The sequence below is a fragment of the Williamsia sp. 1135 genome, from assembly GCF_002095395.1.
In the GTDB taxonomy this organism is placed as follows: Bacteria; Actinomycetota; Actinomycetes; order Mycobacteriales; family Mycobacteriaceae; genus Williamsia.
Genome location: NZ_MJEI01000099.1, coordinates 21,132 through 38,001 on the forward strand (window position 1 = coordinate 21,132; position 16,870 = coordinate 38,001).

At 63.8% G+C, this 16,870-nt stretch carries 17 protein-coding genes; 11 read left to right on the plus strand and 6 right to left on the minus strand.

Going from position 1 to position 16,870, the window contains the following annotated elements; translation table 11 throughout:
• Window positions 1-20 precede the first annotated feature (20 nt).
• Together cydC and BFL43_RS17920 are read left to right on the plus strand one after the other, a co-directional pair.
• Window positions 21-1,670 carry a thiol reductant ABC exporter subunit CydC gene (gene cydC, locus BFL43_RS17915; RefSeq protein ID WP_084893978.1) on the plus strand — a complete coding sequence of 550 codons (1,650 nt, stop codon included), beginning with the start codon at window positions 21-23 and terminating at the stop codon, window positions 1,668-1,670.
• Between the two features lie 242 nt (window positions 1,671-1,912).
• A complete protein-coding gene (locus BFL43_RS17920) occupies window positions 1,913-2,500 on the plus strand; it encodes a hypothetical protein (protein WP_084893856.1) in 588 nt (195 codons plus the stop codon).
• A 30-nt stretch (window positions 2,501-2,530) separates the two neighbouring features.
• Here the strand turns inward: BFL43_RS17920 and BFL43_RS17925 are convergent, their stop codons facing one another.
• From BFL43_RS17925 to BFL43_RS17935, 3 genes are all read right to left on the minus strand, one after another.
• Window positions 2,531-3,145 carry an FABP family protein gene (locus tag BFL43_RS17925; RefSeq protein ID WP_084893857.1) on the minus strand — a complete coding sequence of 205 codons (615 nt, stop codon included), beginning with the start codon at window positions 3,143-3,145 and terminating at the stop codon, window positions 2,531-2,533.
• A 170-nt stretch (window positions 3,146-3,315) separates the two neighbouring features.
• Window positions 3,316-3,903 (minus strand): LppA family lipoprotein, encoded by a 588-nt coding sequence (locus BFL43_RS17930; RefSeq protein WP_084893858.1) that lies wholly within the window; start codon window positions 3,901-3,903, stop codon window positions 3,316-3,318.
• Window positions 3,903-5,651: an alpha/beta hydrolase gene (locus tag BFL43_RS17935; protein WP_084893859.1), complete on the minus strand. Its 1,749-nt coding sequence runs from the start codon at window positions 5,649-5,651 to the stop codon at window positions 3,903-3,905. The genes BFL43_RS17930 and BFL43_RS17935 overlap by 1 nt, the downstream gene beginning before the upstream one ends.
• Before the next feature lie 88 nt (window positions 5,652-5,739).
• Between BFL43_RS17935 and BFL43_RS17940 the strand changes: the two genes are divergently transcribed.
• Complete coding sequence (locus tag BFL43_RS17940) at window positions 5,740-6,081, plus strand: hypothetical protein (protein ID WP_143695390.1); 342 nt, start codon at window positions 5,740-5,742, stop codon at window positions 6,079-6,081.
• Window positions 6,082-6,237: 156 nt separating this feature from the next.
• Here the strand turns inward: BFL43_RS17940 and BFL43_RS17945 are convergent, their stop codons facing one another.
• The 3 genes from BFL43_RS17945 to BFL43_RS17955 all read right to left on the minus strand — a co-directional run bounded on the left by BFL43_RS17945 (window position 6,238) and on the right by BFL43_RS17955 (window position 8,468).
• Window positions 6,238-6,543, minus strand: coding sequence for a DUF1416 domain-containing protein (locus tag BFL43_RS17945; protein WP_084893861.1), 306 nt, complete (start codon window positions 6,541-6,543; stop codon window positions 6,238-6,240).
• A gap of 5 nt (window positions 6,544-6,548) precedes the next feature.
• Window positions 6,549-7,382: a sulfurtransferase gene (locus BFL43_RS17950; protein ID WP_084893862.1), complete on the minus strand. Its 834-nt coding sequence runs from the start codon at window positions 7,380-7,382 to the stop codon at window positions 6,549-6,551.
• 273 nt (window positions 7,383-7,655) lie between these two features.
• Entirely contained in the window at window positions 7,656-8,468 is an 813-nt protein-coding gene (locus BFL43_RS17955; RefSeq protein ID WP_168176669.1) for an LmeA family phospholipid-binding protein, read from the minus strand.
• A gap of 177 nt (window positions 8,469-8,645) precedes the next feature.
• Between BFL43_RS17955 and BFL43_RS17960 the strand changes: the two genes are divergently transcribed.
• From BFL43_RS17960 to BFL43_RS17995, 8 genes are all read left to right on the plus strand, one after another.
• Window positions 8,646-9,443: a response regulator transcription factor gene (locus BFL43_RS17960; protein WP_084837545.1), complete on the plus strand. Its 798-nt coding sequence runs from the start codon at window positions 8,646-8,648 to the stop codon at window positions 9,441-9,443.
• The gene (gene mshD, locus BFL43_RS17965; protein ID WP_084893864.1) at window positions 9,433-10,299 is read left to right on the plus strand and encodes a mycothiol synthase; all 867 of its coding nucleotides are present in this window, start codon (window positions 9,433-9,435) and stop codon (window positions 10,297-10,299) included. The genes BFL43_RS17960 and mshD overlap by 11 nt, the downstream gene beginning before the upstream one ends.
• A 259-nt stretch (window positions 10,300-10,558) precedes the next feature.
• On the plus strand, window positions 10,559-11,614 hold the full coding sequence (pstS, locus tag BFL43_RS17970) for a phosphate ABC transporter substrate-binding protein PstS (protein ID WP_084893979.1): 1,056 nt from the start codon (window positions 10,559-10,561) through the stop codon (window positions 11,612-11,614).
• Window positions 11,615-11,664: 50 nt separating this feature from the next.
• The gene (gene pstC / locus BFL43_RS17975; protein ID WP_084893865.1) at window positions 11,665-12,714 is read left to right on the plus strand and encodes a phosphate ABC transporter permease subunit PstC; all 1,050 of its coding nucleotides are present in this window, start codon (window positions 11,665-11,667) and stop codon (window positions 12,712-12,714) included.
• A 1-nt stretch (window position 12,715) separates the two neighbouring features.
• On the plus strand, window positions 12,716-13,609 hold the full coding sequence (gene pstA / locus BFL43_RS17980; protein ID WP_084893866.1) for a phosphate ABC transporter permease PstA: 894 nt from the start codon (window positions 12,716-12,718) through the stop codon (window positions 13,607-13,609).
• A 56-nt stretch (window positions 13,610-13,665) separates the two neighbouring features.
• Entirely contained in the window at window positions 13,666-14,442 is a 777-nt protein-coding gene (gene pstB / locus BFL43_RS17985) for a phosphate ABC transporter ATP-binding protein PstB (RefSeq protein WP_084837549.1), read from the plus strand.
• Between the two features lie 128 nt (window positions 14,443-14,570).
• A complete protein-coding gene (locus BFL43_RS17990) occupies window positions 14,571-15,965 on the plus strand; it encodes an FHA domain-containing protein (RefSeq protein ID WP_084893867.1) in 1,395 nt (464 codons plus the stop codon).
• On the plus strand, window positions 15,955-16,812 hold the full coding sequence (locus BFL43_RS17995; RefSeq protein WP_084893868.1) for a protein kinase: 858 nt from the start codon (window positions 15,955-15,957) through the stop codon (window positions 16,810-16,812). The genes BFL43_RS17990 and BFL43_RS17995 overlap by 11 nt, the downstream gene beginning before the upstream one ends.
• Window positions 16,813-16,870 lie beyond the last annotated feature (58 nt).

A 16,870-nucleotide genomic window follows, 5' to 3' on the forward strand; every position in this document is an offset into this window, starting at 1 on the left:
GCGACCCGCTCTGGCGTGCGATGGGTTTGCTCGAACTGCGCGGCAAGCCCGTCGCCAAATCACTCGGGCTCGGGGTCCTGGGAGCAGGGAGCGCGTTGGCTCTCGCCGCGCTGTCTGCCTGGCTCATCACCCGGGCCTGGCAGATGCCGCCGGTGCTGTACCTCTCGGTGGCCGTGACGGCGGTGAGGGCACTGGGGATCTCCCGCGGCTTGTTCCGCTACCTCGAACGGTTGGCAACGCACGACCTGGCCCTGGACGCCATGTCGACTGCCCGCCGGCGGCTCTACCAGGCGTTGGCCGGAGGACCTTCGGGCTATTCGGTCAGTCTCCGGAGGGGCGAACTGCTCGCACGTACGGGATCGGACGTCGACGAGATCGGCAACGCGGTCATTCGCGCACTCATCCCGATCGGGGTGTCGTCTGTGGTCTCGGGCGCGGCCGTCGCGGTCATGGCGATCGTGTCGTGGTGGGCTGCTCTGGCCTTGGCGCTGTGTCTGGTTGTCAGCGCCGTGATCGCGCCTTGGCTGGCCGCACGTGGTGCAGCGCGGGCTACCCGCGAGGGTGCGGCCGCGCAGCAACGTAGCGCCGAGGCCGTGATGACCTTGCTCGACCACGCTCCCGAACTCGCCGTGGCCCGGCGGCAACAGGGTGTGCTCGCCGACGCGCGGGCCGCCGAACTCGATACCGAGCGGTCCGCTGATCGAGGCGCCGCACAGGGGGCCTGGGGAACGGCCGCAATGCCGCTGGCCGTGGGCATCTCGGTCATGGTGGCCTCGCTGGTCGGGATCGGGCTGGCAAACGAGGTCTCACCCATGGCCCTCGGCGTGTTGATCCTGTTGCCGCTGAGCGCGTTCGAGTCAACCGGCGCCATGACCGAGGCCGCGCTGCAACTGCAGCGCAGTCGTGGCGCAGCCCGCCGCATCATGGCCATGATCGATCGATCGGATGACTATCGTCCGGTGAAGCCACGCCTCTCGCCCGGCCTCGAGCGCGGCGAGATCAGGGTGCGCGGGCTGCGCTGGGGATGGCCGGGCGGTACCGAGTTCGGCGGTGACACCGGCCTCGACCTCGATATCGCGCCCGGGACGCGCATAGCGGTGGTCGGACCCAGCGGGTGCGGCAAGTCGACCCTGCTCCTGACGCTCGCGGGTCTGCTGAATCCGGTGGCGGGCAGCGTCGAACACGCCGAAGACATCGAATCGATGGTGCGGTATTTCGCCGAGGACGGGCACATCTTCGTGACCAGCGTGCGGGAGAACCTTCTGGTTTCACGGGGCGATGCCGTCGAGGACGAACTGATGTCGGCCATTGAGCGGGTGGGACTGGGTGCGTGGGTCCGCGGTTTGCCCGACGGCCTCGACACCGAGCTCGACGCGGGGGCCGATTCGATCAGTGGCGGCCAGCGCCGCCGCCTGCTGCTGGCCCGGGCCCTGATCAACGCTGCACCGATCCTCCTCATCGACGAACCCGCGGAGAATCTCGACCGTAGCGACGCGGCAATCGTGCAGGCACAGCTGCTCGATGGGCATGGCGGCATGCTCGAACCCGAGCGGGCGATGGTGATGGTGACCCATCAACTACCTCGCGATCATCGGGCTGACCTGGTCGTCGATCTCACCGCTTGTTCGCCGGAAGAAAAAGCTGTTGCCGAGTCTCGCAACCGGGAGTAGCTTCGTTTTTACACGAGGAAGGAGGTGGTCTGAAATTGATTTCTAGGACACGTGAGGTGACCACCAGCTAACCGGCCGTTTTGTGGAATGTTCTGTGCCTCAGGCGGTATGGAGCTAATCCACGGTGGTCACCGGACCCCGCACCTCGACCTCGTCCAAGGTCGGTCAACCCGCTCCCCGCGGGTGGTGCGGGGTCTGTTCTCGTTGTGAGGTGGACTTCGAATCCGGATGGGTGGGCAGCAATGATTCTGCCGATGGCGGTGGCCACCGGTGTGGCAGACGGTTCCGTATCGCTCGCCTTTCGCCGCTGGGCGCAGGCTCGGGTCAAGGTGGACGAGGTCTTCCACACGTATGCGGGTTTGGTGCGGATTACCGCAATCGACGACATCGACCCGGCATCGATCAGCGAGGACGATGCACGCGCCGCGGGCGAGGCATCCGTCGCGAGCATTCGAAGACGATTCCGAGGCAAGGACTCCGATCCCGTTTTCCGGATCGGTCTGGAATGGGCCGGGCCCGATCCGCGTATCGCCCTACGCGGCGCCGATGATCTCAGCCCCGCCGACCTCGCCGACATCACCGCCAGGTTGGCCCGTTTCGATGCGCGTAGCCCGGTCGGACCGTGGACCAGGGCCACACTTGATCTGATCGCGGAGTGTCCAGGCCTACGTGTCGTTGAACTCGCGGAAAAGGTTGAGCGTGAGAAGGATTCATTCAAGCTGGATGTTCGGAAGCTGAAAAATCTGGGTCTGACACACAGTCTCGCTGTGGGATACGAACTGTCCGAGCGTGGTCGCGCCTTCCTCGCTGCGGAGGCTGGTCACGTCTGACTGCGAGCACCGGGGCTCTCGGAGCGCGGGTCAGCCGGCGAAGCGACTCAGTTTGGCGGAGGCGCGGGGCACCAGGTCGCCGTCCGAGTCGACGCGTTCTTCGACGTAGGCCAGGTCCCCGTCCTCGACGAGTCCGTACAGGCGCTTGGCGCCACCGGCCTTGACGCCCGAAGCCGCCTTGATCACGACATCGGTGGCCAGTTCCCAGGACGTCTGGTTCAACGGGGTGCCGTAGAAGATCTCGACCCAGCCTTCGGCGTGAGTGAGGAGGAGTTCGATGGTGTCGTCGTCGCCGATCCGCCAGAAGCCGGTTTCGCGGGCGTCGGGGCCGACGTAGTTCGCATCGTCGTCGATCGTCCAGCTGCGGGCTTCCCAGTTCAGGTAGTTCTGTCCGTCGTGGCTGACGATGAGCTGCTGTCCGAAGCGGTAGTCGCCGGTCTCGGGGTGGTTACCTTCGCCCTCACCTCGCCAGACGCCCACCATCGGGAGCAGCGCCAGCAGGCCCGGATGCAGGTCAGCACCCTGACGGAGGTTGGCGGTGTCGTCGGGTAACGGCAGGTCAGGCAGCGCCGGAACGTTCCGGGCGCCGGTTTCCTGCGCCCGGATCTCCGCCTGGTTTACCGCCTCGTTGCCGGAACGGGTCACGATTCGTCGGTGACCAGCCGATAGAGGACGTACACGCCGAACCAGGCGATCAAGATACTCGCCAGAACCAAGAGAGCTTCGAAGAAGATGACCACCTAGGCATTCTAACTCGCGCCGCCTGCACGGTGCGTGTGGGGATTACCTCACTTCAGACGGGCTGGTCGGTCACGTCAGGGCGCCTGATCGAGGACGGCCTGGGGGAGTCGGCAGGGAGTCCTCCCGCTGAGGACGGTCGCTTTGCCGGACCCGAATTGGATGCTGAAGCCGCCCGCGGAAATGACGGTGTCGTGGACGGAGGTGTTTTCGTGTAGTGAGCCCGTGTCGACAGGTCCCAGCGAAGCGGCGTGGTCGGCGACTATCTTCAGGGCGCGAACCCAGTCGTCGTGCGCAGCGACCGGTGCGTCGGCGACTCGGTTGGCTGCCAAATAAGAATGAGCGGAGGTGCCGTCGCACGAGACGAACGTGCTCTCGCGCTTCCATTCGAACGTTAGGTATGGCAACGCATCGGCAAGGGCATCACTGGTGCTGACAAGTACTGCATTGAGTTCTCTGACGGCGGCTTCGTAAGAGGGTTCACCTCGAAACCGTGCGTCGTTGAGGGCGATCGTTTCATCGGGCATCTGATTCCCATTCGTTGGGCCGGACTCGAGCGATTGATCGAGGACGAACATCCCAATCCCCAATACCGCTGCGATAGCGACAAGAACGGCGCAAACCGTCAACACTGGTTTAAACCAGAGGCGGCGACCGGACGCCATCACTGCTCCCGCAGCTCAAGGCCCGAGCCAGCGACAATAGCGGCCAGGTTGTAGCCAGGCATTTTGAGCTGCCGCTCGTGGTTGGGAAGCACGGTTGAGCGAGGGTAGTCGGCATGACTGTCGCCACCTTCGCGATGAACACCGGTGAGGTCTGTCCCTTCACCGGACGATAACTGAACAAAGTCTTCATTGCTTGCTGGGTCGCCGCCGAACAATCCGGATCCGGCAATCAGATCACCATCAATTCCGATGACGTAAGCGTCGCCTTTATCCAATCCCAACTGTTCTGGACCAACTGCTGATGACCAAGGTGCGGCGACGATCTCACCTAATCCGGGCGACCCGTAAAATACCGCCTCGTCGACGCCGGCACCCTGAGAAGATTGGAGCGCGTAAGAAGTCGCCACGGACCCGTACGAATGGCCTAGTGCAACAATACGCGGGTCCGCGGTTTCCGCCGCCGCGTCGAGTCCTTGATAGAAAGTTGCCAGTGGCCGGGCTGCGTCGCGCGCTTTGGTTTCACTGGTCACATCGCTATACCCTCTCTGCGCGTCGAAGTTTCCTTGGCCGGTGCTATTTGGTGTGTCGTAGCCAATCCAGGCGACCGTAGAAACGGTCGTGTTTTTGCCCGCCCAGTCGAGCTGCCGTTCCGCCTCGTTTTTCAGGTTGGAAGCCTCGTCGATCATTCCGCCAAGGCTTCCGTTGACTGTCGTACCAAATCCGGGGGTGGTCACCGAGATATTGTCCGCTGTGTCAGGGTTGCCAACAGCCACTGCGGCGTGGCCTCGTTCTCCGCTTGTCATGTCAAGAACCAGCAGCTTCAAATCGCGTGGTCTGTCGGGTGTTTCCGGGTTCCCGTCGGATATCGTTTTCGCGAGCTCTGTCTCAACCGCATCCAGATCCTTTAGCTTCTGCTCCACATACCAGAGTGCTGCGTCCTCATTCGTGAACGTGCCGCCGAAGATATTGTCGTCGATGTTGTCTTGCAACCGTTTACGTTCTGCTTCCAGTCGGGCCCTCTCGACGGGGATCATCGCTCGGTTGGCCTTGTCGCGAACTGCGGCCGGAATGCCGTCGACGTTGCCGACCCATCCGGGATGTTGGGATAGGACGTAGTTTTGCTGCTCAGGCGACAGCGCGTCCCAGTACTCTTTGGCCTCCAGCGGCGTCAGTTGTGGTGCCGGCGGATCTGTTGTGAGACTTCCTTGTTCGCGACCGGTCTTCTTGATGTCTTCGGTGGACGTGGCGTCACCGGCGGTTATCTCGCCCGATGCAGCCTTGTGCAGTACGGCAGTCGCATCGGAATCGACGTCGGCGGCCTGCGTGATCAAGGCGCGCGCGGCTGTCTCGATCTGCAACTCCGCGCGCTTCAATCCTTCGATTTCGTCGGCTTCTTTACCGGCTGTGCTGTAGGTGACCTGCCCGTCGTCGTGCAGCATCATCTGGTTCGCCGCGGCATCGCTCTCGAGCTTCTTCAGCTCGGCCTGCAAATGCTCTACTGCGACTTCTGTCTGTCGCGCGAGTTCCTGCACCGCGCTGACCGTCGCAATTTCGTCGGAGAGGTCATCGGCGGTGATGGTGAACTTTTGCCTCGCCGCGTGAACCGATTCGCCCTGCCAGCCCGGCAACTGGCCGATTGACTGCAGCTTTGATTTGACGTCCGTGAGCGTGTCCCCTCGACTCGACAGCGTCGTCTGCAACGTGGACAGTCCCGCGACGTCCCACGCACGAATATCCCCCAGGTCCAATTCGCCCCCTCGAACGACCAAGCCACGACACTCGGTGTGGCGGACATTAGCCTAGGGTATTGCTCGGGGAGTCAAGCGAGGGGGAGCTGTGTCTGAAGATTTGCGCGTGTCAATCGAAGATGTCATGACCGCGGCGACGATGACAGTGCAGGCTGGGTTGCTGGCCGACGACGAGCTGTCCGCGGGCGAGACAAAGATCAATACTGGCGGTGCAGACTCGTTCCGTGGGACTGCAAACGGGGCTCTGGGGGAGTTCACCACCTACCTGAGCAAACGGCGACAGTCTTTGGACTTGGCGGTGGATGACATCGTGCAGGGCCTGCGGGGAGCCGCCATCGCTCTCGGCACCGCCGATCAGGATGCGGGGGAACAGCTTCGGCTGGTCGCGAAACATGCTTCCGCACAAAGAAGCTCGGTTCTGGATCTTTAGCGCACAAGTGTCACCAGATTCGGCCCCCTGCGTGGGCGTCGAGGGACATATGCCCTCGAGTGGTCCAGGCGGGGCCGAATGTGGTGGGCATAACGTCTGTTGCACAACAAAACCCGGCCCACCTCGAAAGGCCGACCGGGTTCTGCAGTGGAGTTCTTACTTGCTGACGACCACGTCGTGCTCGTGGACTCCGGCACCCTCTGGATGCACGGTGACGTCGCCGTTGCCGGTCGACGACAGGGCGCGCAGCGTCCAGGTGCCCGGAGCGGCGAAGAAGCGGAAGTCACCCGTACCGCTGGCGACAACCTCGGCGGTGAACTCGCCGGTCTTGTCGAGCAGCCGCACGAACGCGCCGGCCACCGGGTTGCCGTCGGTGTCGAGCACCTGACCGGTCAACACGGTCTCTTTCTCGGTATCAACACCGGCGGGCAGTTTCTGACCCTGTTTAGGCGCAGCACACATATTATTTACTCTCCCAGTTCGATCGGGGCGCCGACGAGTGAGCCGTATTCGACCCAGCTGCCGTCGTAGTTCTTGACATTGGTCTTGCCGAGGATCTGATCGAGGACGAACCACGTGTGGCTCGAACGCTCGCCGATACGGCAGTATGCGATGGTTTCTTTGCTCTCGTCAAATCCCTTGTCGGCGTAGAGCTTTGTGAGATCGTCGTCCGACTTGAAGGTGCCGTCCTCGTTGGCGGTGGTGCTCCACGGGATGTTGATGGCTCCGGGGATGTGGCCCTTCTGCTGAGCCTGCTCCTGCGGGAGGTGGGCCGGCGCGAGGATCTTGCCCGAGAACTCATCTGGGCTACGCACGTCGACGAGGTTCTTGCTGCCGATGGCGTTGATGACCTCGTCGCGGAAGGCGCGGATGTCGTTGTTGGGTGCCTCTGCCTTGTAGGTGGCGGCAGGTAGGTTGACCTCGTCCTTCGACAGCGGGCGGCCGTCGAGTTCCCACTTCTTGCGGCCGCCGTCGATCAGCTTGACGTCCTTGTGGCCGTACAGCTTGAAGTACCAGTACGCGTATGCGGCGAACCAGTTGTTGTTGCCGCCGTACAGGACAACGGTGTCGTCGTTCGAAACGCCCTTGGCCGAGAGCAGCTCGGAGAACTGTTCCTGGTTCAGGAAGTCGCGACGGACCCCGTCCTGCAGGTCCTTGCGCCAGTCGAGGCGGATGGCGCCTTCGATGTGGCCGCCCTCGTACGCCGAGGTGTCCTCGTCGACCTCGATGAAGACGGTCTTGTCTGCTTTCAGGTTCTGCTCAGCCCAGTCGGCGCTGACCAGGACATCGGAGCGAGCCATGGTTTTCCTTTCGTTGGGGGTGCGGCAGTGAGAGACCGCGATGAAGATACAGCTGTGGGTGCTTGCTGGGGCGCAAAGTGATCGCCTGGAGCCAGAAGATGCGACCAGGGGTGCGCGCCGGATGCGACCGCAGAAGAACTGCGGAACCGCCGTTACCGGCTCAGACAGCAACAGTTGGCGATGCGACAGAAGTCGATCGCCCGGCGACGTGTGAGCATCAACTCACGGCCCAGTTGCATGGCAGTCAGCGTACCGCAGCGAAATCGGACCCGATCACGACCCTGGCAGGAAGTCCCGCGCGGTCACCACGAGCGGTTTCGGCTCCCCGTCGACGACCACATCGCTGCCCTGACTGGCCGCGGAGACGGCCCGCAGCGACCAGGGCAACGGCAACACCGGCAGCGTTTGACTGAACTGCGCCAGCACGAAGGGAACCTCGGCGTCGGCGACGTCGCTCTCCACGTGATCGGCCGACCCCGAATACAGGGAGGTGGCGTCGATCCGCAGGGCGCCGTCACGCACGGACAGATCAGCCGAGACGCTGACCCTTTCCCGCTGCGGTGCAGTGGTGTGACCGGAATTACCCTTATCGGGCAAATTGACCGTTCCGGTCAGAACGATGCCTTTGTCGCTCGACAGGATCCCGTCGCCCGGCCCGCCGCCACCTGCCTTGTCCTCGGGTGCGGGAGTAGTCACGGTGAGGTCCTCGATGCCGAGAAACCGGCCGAGGTTGACCGAATCGATCTTCAGGGACCCGGTCACCTCGTCCACCCGGAGCTGGGTCGACTCGGTGATCACCCAGTCACCCCCGATCCGGTGCACCCCCGACAGTCGCGAGCGAAGGTCTCCACGTCGTCCCTCGCCCAGGTCAGTGCCCCTTGCGGTGATGCCGATCTGCTCGTAGTCGTCACCGGCCGCCTGCGCGATGAACGGGAACCCGGTGATCGTCACCTCGGGGTCGAAGTCGAGGTCCGACGCCGCCCGCAGCGCCCTCGAATAACGGTATTCTGCGTAAGCCGCGACAGAGAAGTCGGCAACAGTCGCGACGCAGAGGACGATGAGCACCCCGGCGAGCAGTTTGCGCACCAAATCCCCTCTACACACGAAATTTGCTCGCTCGGCAACGGCGCCGGCGGAACCCTGGGCAGGTCCCCGAGAGGACTTGTTAACAGGTACTGACTGAAATGACGCTATTCTGTCATCTATCTCGCACACGCCCGTAAGGCAGCGTACATATACGAATAATCGAGATCGGAGTGGTTTGTGGATCTCTTGTTGTTGACAGCCGATCCCACCCCTGAAGCCGTACTGCCGTCGTTGTCGCTGCTGGCTCATACCGTCCGCGTCGCACCCACCGAGGTGTCATCGCTGATGGAAGCCGGAAATGCTGATGTTGCCATCGTCGATGCGCGGTCAGACCTTGCCGCCGCGCGTGGCCTGTGTCGGCTCTTGGGGAGTACTGGTTCGTCTGTCCCCGTCGTTGCGGTACTCACAGAAGGCGGCCTCGTCGCCGTCAATTCGGAATGGGGTCTGGACGACTTCCTCCTACCTGCCACGGGCCCGGCGGAACTGGATGCGCGACTGCGACTTCTCGTCGTCCGCAGCCGTGGCGTCACTGCCGAAGAGGCCAGTGGCAAGGTCACGCTGGGCGATCTGGTCATCGACGAAGGCACGTACACGGCTCGGTTGCGAGGCCGTCCGCTCGACCTGACCTACAAGGAGTTCGAGCTCCTCAAGTATCTCGCCCAGAATGCCGGCCGGGTGTTCACCCGCGCCCAGCTGTTGCAAGAGGTGTGGGGCTACGACTTCTTCGGCGGCACCCGCACCGTGGATGTTCACGTTCGACGACTGCGGGCCAAGCTCGGGAGTGAGTACGAATCGCTGATCGGAACGGTCCGGAACGTCGGCTACAAAGCGGTCCGACCGAACCGCGGTGGTCGCGGCGGAAGCTCCGAGCCTCCCGAGGATCCGACCGACGGACCCGATCTCGACGACGTGACCGGCCCGGACGGCGTCGATTTTCCCGATCAGCAGTTCAGTTCCAGCACCAATGGGAGTTGAGTCGACCCAGCGGGTCCGCGACATCGTCGCCGCGGCAACTCTCGCTGACAAGGTGGCACCGCTCGGTGAGCAGGCGGTCGCGGCGATCGGGCGTCCCGGAATCGCGGAGTTCACGGTGTCCAGCGGCGACGACGTTGTCGGTTACGCCAACGTGCAGCCGTCTCGCGACGGCGAACCGGCGATGATCGAACTTGTCGTCGATCCCGAGCACCGTCGGCAGGGCCACGGAAAGCGCTTGTTGACAACGGTTCTCGGCCAGGTGCCGGATGATCGGCGAGTCTGGGCGCACGGCGATCTGCCCGCGGCGAGCGCGCTGGCAGAGGATATGGGTCTGGCCCCGCTTCGTGAGCTGCTCCAACTGCGTCGCCCCCTCACCGATCCGCTTCCCGATCTCCTCGTACCCGACGATCTAGTCCTGCGCACCTACGGCGGGCCGACCGACGACCCCGAGATCCTGCGGGTGAACAACGCGGCGTTCGCGTGGCACCCCGAGCAGGGTGGCTGGAGTGCCGAGCAGATCGACGAACGTACCGGATCCGACTGGTTCGATGCGGCGGGGGTGTTCTTGGCCTTCGACGCCGCGGACCCTGAGCGACTCCTCGGGTTCCACTGGACCAAGGTGCACCCCGCGGAGGGGGACACAGCGGAATTGGGCGAGGTGTACATCGTCGGGGTGGACCCAGCCGCCCAGGGGCGGGGACTGGGCCGGATCTTGACCCTCGCGGGGCTGCATCACCTCCGCGATCTCGGTCTCGGTGAGGTCGAACTGTATGTCGAAGGCGACAACACGGCCGCGCTGAACACTTACAACAAGCTCGGATTTACCCGTTACGCCATCGATGTGGCGTACGGATAGACCCGAACGCTGCTGTTCACCAGGGTTGTTCGTACGCCTGGTTGCCCGAAGGTGAACGGCGCATGTCCACGCGGATTTTCACCTGCGCCGAACCGGTGAATTCCGACACCCTTCAATTCATCTTCGGTTAACCATGTGTAGGTAATCCGTCCATGACCGGGCTCTAGCTTTCATCAGGTAACGCGTAAGGCGTTCGGAAACTGACGTGGCATCCCGAAATCACGAGGTGTCATGAGCAAAGCCCATGGAGGAATCTTCGGTGAGAATCAAGTCAAGTGGCGCCATCGTGTGTGCGGCCGCAGTAACTGCCCTGGTAATGGCCGGCTGCAGCAGCGAGGACTCTAGCGGTGGGACCATCAGCGGTGAAGGCTCGACCGCGCAGCAGAAGGCGATGGAGCACTTCCAGACGGTGGTCGCCGACAACGGCGGCGTCGTCTTGAACTACACGGGCTCGGGCTCGGGCGACGGTGTTGCCAAGTTCCTCAGCAGTGACGTCGACTTTGCCGGATCGGACTCGGCACTCAAGGACGACGAGATCACCGAAGCCAGCACCCGCTGCGGCGGCAACGAGGCCTGGAACCTCCCGATGGTCGCGGGCCCGGTTGCGATCGCCTACAACCTGGATGGCGTCGACAACCTCGTGCTCAACCCGGCGGTCCTGGCCGGAATCTTCGATTCGAAGATCACGACTTGGAACGCCCCGGAGATCGCGGCCCTGAATCCCGGTGTGACCCTGCCGAGCACGGCGATCGTGCCGGTGCACCGCAGCGACAGCTCGGGCACCACCGACAACTTCCAGCGCTTCCTGCAGAACGCGGCTCCGCAGGCCTGGCCGTACGAGCACGACAAGGCGTTCAAGGGCCAGGGCGGCTCGGCTGCGGCCAAGTCGACCGGCGTCGGCGACACCGTGAAGAAGACGCCGGGCTCGGTCACCTACGTCGAGTGGGGCTTCGCCCAGGAGAACCAGCTCGGCGTTGCCAGCGTCGACTTCGGTGCCGGCGCGACAGAACTGACCGCCGACACCTCGGCGAAGGCGCTCGACGCGGTCACGTTCAAAGACCCCAACTCGAACAACCTGGTCGTCGACACCGACGCGCTGTTCTCCATCAAGGAAGCAGGTGCGTACCCGCTCCTGCTGACCACGTACGAGATCGTGTGCTCGGCGGGTTACGAAGGTGACATCCAGACGACCATCAAGGATGCCTTCACGACCATCCTGAACGAGGGCCAGGACGGCCTGTCCGACCTGGGCTACACGCCGCTGCCGGATGCGTTCAAAGCTAAACTGCAGACGTCCATCGACGCTCTGAAGTGATCTGAGAGCGACGGGACTTCCAAGATGATTCGAAATGACGGTAGTCGAGAATGACTGAGCTCGACGATACGACGAGGGCGAAAGGGCAAATGAGCTCCTCGACGACTCAACAAGACACCACCATCGGTGGCGGACCGGCCGGACCAGACGACTCGCTGATCAAGACAGACGGATCCGCAGTTCGCCTGGGCGACCGGATCTTCCGAACACTCTCGGTGGGTTCGGGTGTCTTCATCTCGGCGATCATCGGCTTGATCGCACTCTTCCTGATCATCCAGGCAGTCCCGTCGCTGCTCGACAACACAGCGAACTTCTTCACCTACACCGGTCCGTGGATCACCGACGGTGACATGAAGTTCGGTATCCCAGGGCTGCTCTATGCAACCCTGCTGGTGTCGTTCATCGCACTGCTGCTCGCGATGCCGGTCGCATTGGGTATCGCGATCTTCCTCACCGAGTACGCACCCCGCCGGCTGGTCAGCCCGATCTCCTACGTGATCGACCTGCTCGCCGCAGTTCCCTCCATCGTCTACGGCCTCTGGGGCATCCTCGTCCTGGGTCCGGCGCTGGTTCCGCTCAACGAGTGGCTGGTCGGCAACCTGGGCTTCCTCCCGTTCTTCCAGGAGCCCTCGCAGGTCGCGAACATGTCGACCGGTGGCACCATGCTCACGGCCGGGATCGTGCTCGCGGTCATGATCCTCCCGATCATCACCTCGGTCACCCGCGAGGTCTTCGTCCAGACCCCGGTCGGCCACCGCGAGGCCGCACTTGCCCTCGGCGCCACCAAGTTCGAGGTCGTCCGCGTATCGGTGATCCCATTCGGGTTCTCCGGATACATCAGCGGATCGATGCTCGGTCTCGGCCGCGCGCTCGGCGAGACAATGGCTCTGCTGCTCATCATCTCGACGGTCGGACCCATCGACTTCAACCTGATGGAGAGCGGCGAGACGTTCGCCACAAAGATCGCCAACAACGCGGCGGAGTTCGACTCCCCGGCCAAAACCGGTGCCTACATCTCGGCCGGCCTGACCCTGTTCGTGCTGACCTTCATCGTCAACTCTGCAGCGCGCGCAGTCATCAGCGGACGGAAGGCCAAGTGACATGACGACACTCGACGCAAGTACCGCCCCGGTCAAACGCACCCCCTCGGGATTCACCCCGGTCAAGCGAAGCCGCAAGATCGGTGACAAGGGCGCGGCCGTCCTCGTCACCGGTGCCGTGGTCATCGCCATGGTCCCGCTGGTCTGGCTGCTCTGGACCCTGGTCTCCCGCGGTTTCGAAGCCATCATCGACCCGAGCTGGTGGCAGAAGTCCGAGCTGCGAGGCGGAGCCCTCAACGCGATCATCGGCACGTTGCAGCAGACCGCGATCGCTGCTGTCATCGCCATCCCGATCGGCATATTCGTCGCCATCTACCTGGTCGAATACGGCAACAACTCGAAACTGCAGAAGATCACGACCTTCATGGTCGACATCCTCTCGGGTGTTCCGTCGATCGTCGCCGCGCTGTTCATCTATGCGGTGTGGCGCACCACCTTCGACCTCCCGCGATCAGGCTTCGTGGTGTCGCTGGCATTGGTGCTGTTGATGGCGCCCATCGTGGTCCGGTCCACCGAGGAGATGCTCAAGATCGTCCCGCAGGATCTCCGGGAGGCGTCCTACGCGCTCGGCGTGCCCAAATGGAAGACGATCGTGATGATCGTGCTCCCGACCGCACTCTCGGGCATCATCACAGGCGTCATGCTGGCGATCGCCCGCGTGATGGGTGAATCGGCACCGGTCCTCATCCTCGTGGGTTCCACGAAGGTGCTGAACAGCAACCCATTCGAAGGTAACCAGCAGTCGCTGCCGCTCATGATGGTGCAGCAGTACAACAATGGTCCGGGCGCCTTCGACACCGTGTGGGGCGCCGCACTGACCCTCGTGATCTTGGTGGCGATCGTCTACTTCGGCGCCAAAGTCGTCTCAAAGGTCTTCTCGCCCAAGAAGTTCTGAAGACCCGACAAGACTTGTAAAGCACCCACGGCCGAAGCAACCGAAAGACTCCTCTCATGGCAAAACGTCTCGACATCAAAGACCTGAACATCTACTACAGCGCCTTTCACGCAGTGAAAGACGTGAGCCTCGAAGTCCCGCCACGCTGCATCACGGCCTTCATCGGCCCGTCCGGTTGTGGCAAGTCCACCGTGCTGCGCACCCTGAACCGGATGCATGAGGTCACCCCCGGTGCCCGCGTCGAAGGCAAGGTGCTGCTCGACGGCGAGGACATCTACAACAAGGGAACCGACCCGGTCTCCGTGCGCTCCACCATCGGCATGGTCTTCCAGCGCCCGAACCCGTTCCCGACGATGTCGATCAAGGACAACGTCGTCGCCGGCCTGCGTCTGCAGGGCCTGCGGGACAAGAAGCAGCTCGATGAGACCGCAGAGCGCAGCCTGCGCGGCGCGAACCTCTGGGAAGAGGTGAAGGACCGCCTCGACAAGCCCGGCGGTGGTCTGTCCGGTGGGCAGCAGCAGCGTCTGTGCATCGCCCGCGCGATCGCCGTCTCGCCCGAGGTGCTCTTGATGGACGAGCCCTGCTCGGCACTGGACCCGATCTCGACGCTGGCCATCGAAGAGCTCATCAACGAGCTCAAGAAGGACTTCACCATCGTCATCGTCACGCACAACATGCAGCAGGCTGCGCGTGTGAGCGATCAGACCGCGTTCTTCAACCTCGCGGGTGTCGGCCAGCCGGGACAGCTGATCGAGGTCAGCGACACCGAGACCATGTTCTCCAACCCCGCCCAGAAGGCGACGGAAGACTACATCTCCGGCCGATTTGGATAGTTCGCTCGTGGGCTGGGCCTCATTGCGCGCTCTTCGCTCGTCACGTGCCCGCTGCGCGTCCGCATTTCTCACTGCATCGCGCGCGGCCCAGCCCTTCGCTCACGGGGCGCCACTGCAATGATGGACGGGTGACGGCTAAACATCCGGTCAGCGTGCTGCCCGGCCGCGGTGTCGCACTCCGGCGCGGACCATCGCTGCTGCTGGTGGACGCGGATCCGATGCGGACCAGCGCCACGCTGACCGAACTCGCCCAGTTGGCGACGGAGTCGCTCGACGGTGTCGAAGGGTCACGGCTGCGGTCGTTGACGAAATGGTTGCTCGCGAACGAGGACAGCAGCCCCGACTTCGCGGTCATCTCGTCGGACCGGCACGGCGGGCTCGAGGTGTTCGCCTACGGCGCCGCAACGGTTCGGGTGTACGTCACCGAGTTCGCGACCCCTGAGGTGATCCGCGGCGCAGACGCCGGGTTCCTGGTCCAGCGCAGTTACCCCAGCACGATCTTCGCGCTGGCACTCACGATCGATGCGATCGACCCGCTGGCCGGTGGACCGATCGGGGCGACCGGGATCGCCCCGTCCGAGATCTTCAGTCTCGAGAAAGGGTCTGCGCCGGGCGCCGGGATGGTCCTGTGGCCTTCGGCCTCGCCGTCGACCGACAGTGCCGTCTACACGATTCCCGAACCGCCCCCGGTCGCAACGCCGGAACCGACCGCAGGCGATGGCGTTCTCGTCGGATCCGCAACCGCCCCGGCTGACGCGACACCACTGGTGCCACCCACGTTCGCCGTCCGCCTCGACGACGTCCCGCCGCTGCCCAGGTCCGCCCGCACCCCGCTGCCCATCGTCGGTGGACCCCGTAAACCGGCGGCGTTCCGGCAGGGCATCGCCGAACCCACGCTGGTGCCTCCGCGCGATGTCGTGGGTCCGGCCGATGCGGCGTTGTCGTCGGCGCCCACCGACGTCGCGAACCGGCCTGTCAGTGCGGTCAACCCCAAGGTCGCGCTGCGTGATCAGCAGCTGCAGATCAACGGATTGCTCTGTGCCAACGGACATATCAATGATCCTCGGTTGCCGGTGTGCACGCGCTGCGGGATCCGGATCGATCGCATGACCGGCGCGCTGGTGCAGGGACCCCGACCGCCCTTGGGGCTGTTGGTGATCGATGACGGCACCACGTTCGTGGTGGCAGGCGACCTGCTGATCGGCCGTGACCCGGAGCCCATGGTGGCGAGCCGTGGCGGTATCGCGAGTGTGGGCATCGGCCCGCTCGACCCGATCCGGATCAACGACACCTCGGGCTCGATGTCGCGAGCGCATTGCGAACTGCGCCTGGTTGATTGGGAGGTGCGGGTGGTCGACACCGGTTCGGTGAACGGAACCTACGTCCGATTGCCCAGGGCGCCGGGATGGATCACTCTGCGTCGCGGGCAGGAAGCGGTCCTGTATCCGGGGTCGCAGCTCCGGGTGGGCAGCCGGTCGCTGCTGTTCGAGGCACCCCACGGGAGGATCAGCGATGTTCGTTGACGGCTCGCCCAGCACTGATTCCCGCCGCCTCCCGCCGGCGATCGCGGACTACCGCATCGTTCGCGGGCTCGGGGCGGGAAGTCACGGCCTCTGCTACCTCGCTACGCCGCCCGAGCGACTGGGCCTCGAAGTCGAACACGTTGCGCTGAAAGTATTCTCGAATCCTTGTGGTGAGGATGCCTTCCATCGAGGGGCGCGAGAACTGCAGACTTTCGCAGCGGTGAACTCGAGGTACCTCGTGCACTTGTACGAGGCGGCGCTGCACGATCTCTTCATGTATTCGATGGTGTATTTCGCGGGTGGCTCGATGGCGGCCCCCGCGATGCCACTACAGCGGGATCAGGCGCTGGCGGTGCTGGAGTGTGCGGCGAGGGGAGCGCACGACATGCACGAGGCGGGCCTCGTGCACGGAGACATCAAGCCTGCCAATGTCATGATCGCCGGGGCGGGTGCCGGTGGGCCGGCGGGAGCACTCTCCGGGCTCGGATTGGCTCGGGTGATCACCGCTGCCACGGCCGTCAGTGGCATCGGGTCGTCGGCGACCCTGGAGTTCGCGGATCCGGACACCCTGGTCGGTCAGACACCCTCTCGTGCAACGGATTTGTGGGCACTCGGGGCCACCATCCATCGGACGTTGACCGGCGAGGGGCTGTACGGCGAATTGCCCGACATGCAACCGCTGGTTGCGATCCGCACCGTACAGTCGACCAAGCCGAAGCTCGGTGAGACACTTTCACCCGCCGAGCGTGACCTGATCTCAGAATGCCTTGCACCGCACAGTGATCGTTTCAGGACTGCAGCCGAACTCGCCGAACGGATAGCGGCACTTCGTTCGTCGTCACGCTGAATCATTCTGCAGCACAACGACAAAAGCACACACTCGAGCCAAAATCACATGTTGCAAC